Source organism: Streptomyces sp. NPDC058637 (genome assembly GCF_042717325.1).
Classification (GTDB): domain Bacteria; phylum Actinomycetota; class Actinomycetes; order Streptomycetales; family Streptomycetaceae; genus Streptomyces.
The window spans coordinates 1-2,914 of record NZ_JBHXRD010000051.1 but is presented as its reverse complement, the minus strand read 5'-3'; the positions used below and the strand labels follow the sequence as shown (position 1 = coordinate 2,914).

The 2,914-nt window shown below is 66.1% G+C and carries 3 protein-coding genes; 1 reads left to right on the top strand and 2 read right to left on the bottom strand.

The features are described 5' to 3' along the window. Positions 1-78: 78 nt before the first annotated feature. Positions 79-351: a hypothetical protein gene (locus ACFWVP_RS32910; protein ID WP_384501658.1), complete on the bottom strand. Its 273-nt coding sequence runs from the start codon at positions 349-351 to the stop codon at positions 79-81. A 597-nt stretch (positions 352-948) separates the two neighbouring features. Next, on the bottom strand, positions 949-1,650 hold the full coding sequence (locus ACFWVP_RS32905; RefSeq protein ID WP_384501657.1) for a hypothetical protein: 702 nt from the start codon (positions 1,648-1,650) through the stop codon (positions 949-951). Positions 1,651-2,092: 442 nt separating this feature from the next. Here ACFWVP_RS32905 and ACFWVP_RS32900 point away from each other — a divergent pair, with 442 nt between their 5' ends. Then, positions 2,093-2,905 (top strand): chaplin, encoded by an 813-nt coding sequence (locus ACFWVP_RS32900; RefSeq protein WP_384501656.1) that lies wholly within the window; start codon positions 2,093-2,095, stop codon positions 2,903-2,905. The last annotated feature ends 9 nt before the right edge of the window (positions 2,906-2,914 follow it).

Here is a 2,914-nt window from a genome sequence, read left to right as displayed (position 1 = left end):
ACCCCCGGGGGGGGGGCCCCCCCGGGGGGCCCCCCCCCGCCGCGATGCTGTTCCAGATGGTCAGCTACTCACCGACGCTCAGAAAGCGTCGTTGCTGCAGTCCATCGTCGAGCCGACCTTGAAGTCCTGGGCGCCCGGGTCACCCTCGTTGCCGATCAGGCCGCTGAGCAGGCCGTTGAGGACACCGACGTTGTTGAGGATGTTGACGCTCGTGTCGTGCGACTCACAGGCGGAGCTCTGCTTCACGTCGATGCCCGGGCCCTCGTCGCCGGCGAAGGCGGTGCCGGAACCGATGAAGCCGACGCTGCCAAGCATTGCAACCACAACGGCAGCCTTCTGAAGCTTGCGCATTTCTTTTCTCCGTTTTGGCTAGTACAACACGGACCACGGTTGGCCGTGTTCGTACAGTTACGAGATGTTAGGCGAAAATGTCCGACAGATCACCACGACGCACTGGCGCAGGGGCAGCCCATTGACGGCCGGCCGACAGATGGAGCCCTTTTCCCCTTGGGGGACAAGGATTCCGCAGCGCCGGGGGTAATTAGGCATCCCGGGGAATGCACTCGTTCGGGCCACATCGCGAGGCGTGTCGGCGGCGGATCCTTCGGCAGGTATTCGCGTCCACGAACAAAAAAACCGCCGCTGCCGGGGGAGGAAACCCGGCAGCGGCGGTGGCATATCAGGAACGACATCGGCGCCAGCACCGACTCTCGCCCTGCTGCAGTTCACCCCGAGACGCTTCACTGGAGCCACCGGAAGAGTCGATATTACTATCGGCCTTCCATTGGAATGGAAAAATGCTTACAGGGAGCAATCCTGAATCCCGGAGACCCGGCACCCAGCCAGTCGCCCGCTCTTCCATTTTTCCGCGACTGTAGAGCGCCGTCCGAAATTCGAGGTACAACGCACAAGCAACTACCCAGAGGAAGCGCCCCGACGGGACACCCGCTAGTACTGGGTGAGGCCCAGCCCCTCGACGGGCGCCTGGACGAGAGCCTGCGCCCCTACGGGAGCCTGCTCACCCAACGGCGTCTGCACAACGGCCTGAGCCTCGACGGGCGCAGAGAGGGGAGCCTGCTCCTCGACCGGTGCCTGGGCAGGAGCCTCGACCGGAGCCGCAGCCGGAGCCTCGACCGGAGCCGCAGCCGGAGCCTGGACCGGAGCCGCAGCCGGAGCCTGCGCCGGAGCCTCGACCGGAGCCTGGACCGGAGCCGCAGCCGGAGCCTCGACCGGAGCCTGGACCGGAGCCGCAGCCGGAGCCTGCGCCGGAGCCTCGACCGGAGCCGCAGCCGGAGCCTGCGCCGGAGCCTCGACCGGAGCCGCAGCCGGAGCCTGCGCCGGAGCCTCGACCGGAGCCTGGACCGGAGCCGCAGCCGGAGCCTGCGCCGGAGCCTGCGCCGGAGCCGCGCTGGCGTCGATCACCGTTGTGTTCGTGTTCGCCTGGGTGTTCCACTCGTAGTTCGTGGAGCAGTCAATCTTGCTGCTGGTGGTCGACGCGATCGGGATGTTCAGGGCTTCCAGGCTGAAGCAGGACAGGATGTGCCCGTTGTTCTCGAACTTGGGGCCGTCGTCGGCCTGGGCCGAAGCCGCCCCGATCGCCATCAGGGCCACTGCCGACAGGGAGACAACAGCAGTTCGCTTTCCGAACACGGAGATACCTTTCATTTGTGTGCGTGAATGCATTCAAGATTTCGCCAGGGGGAGAATCTTCGCAACCGTACAACAGTCAGACTTTCCCTCGGTGTACCACAACAATGAACGACACAGATTCGTCCGGGTAATGCTGCTGAACGAGTGAGGGGAGTGGCGAGCCGGCCGCACGCGTGTTCGGGAGCACATCCGTGGGCGCATCGTCAGTGACACCTTCCGGTACTGTCTGGAACATTTGAGCGTCATCCGTTCGGACGATTCCGCAATTCACCACGTTTCGCGAGTTTCCCCGGCGCGGTCCGCTCGTTATGACTGTCGTCCAGCGCACTGGAGATGACGATCCGCCGAGGTCATGACCTCGCACAGCAACGGCACCACTCGTCACACACGCGTCACTTGCGGGTGCACCACCCGCGCAGAAATGTTGAGGAAGGCCCATTCAATGCGGCAAGTGTTGAACAAAAGCATGATCGTCATGGCCGCGGCATCCGGCATCCTGACCGCCGTCAGCGGATATGCCCATGCCGACGCCTCGGCCGAGGGCGCCGCCGTCAACTCTCCGGGCGTAGGCTCGGGCAACGTCGCCCAGGTGCCGGTGCATGTCCCGGTCAATGCCTGCGGCAACACCGCCAATGGGGCCGCCCTTCTGAATTCCTCCTTCGGCAACGAATGCGCGAACGTCGACTCCGGCAAGGGCGACCGTCACGGCCACGACGCCGAACAGAGCGACCGTCACGGTGACAGCCGCAGCGTTCCCGGCGACAACGGGTACGACGGCGGGAGTGACGACACCTCCGGTGACCCCAGCGACCGCAGTCACGGCGCTCCGAGCACCCACGGTTACGAGGACGACGCCTACAAGGGGTACGGCGGAGCACACGCCGAAGGTGTGGCCACCAACTCCCCCGGTGTTCTTTCCGGCAACGTGATCCAGGCCCCCGTGCACATCCCGGTCAACGTCTGCGGCAACAGCGTCAACGTGATCGGTGCACTCAATGCGGCCGCCGACAACGAGTGCTACAACGAGAGCGGCCCGGCCGAGCCGCCGGTCGACGAGCCCCCGATCGCAGCCAAGCCGCCGGTGGACAAGCCCCCGGTGGACGTGCCGCCGCCCGGCAACCCCGGCCCGAACACCCCCGACACGCAGCTGGCCCAGACCGGTGCGGGGGAGATCGGCCTGGCCGCCGGCGCGAGCGCGGCTCTGCTGCTCGGCGGTGCGGTGCTGATGCGCCGTACCCGCGGTTCGCGCAACTAGTCGCGGTAC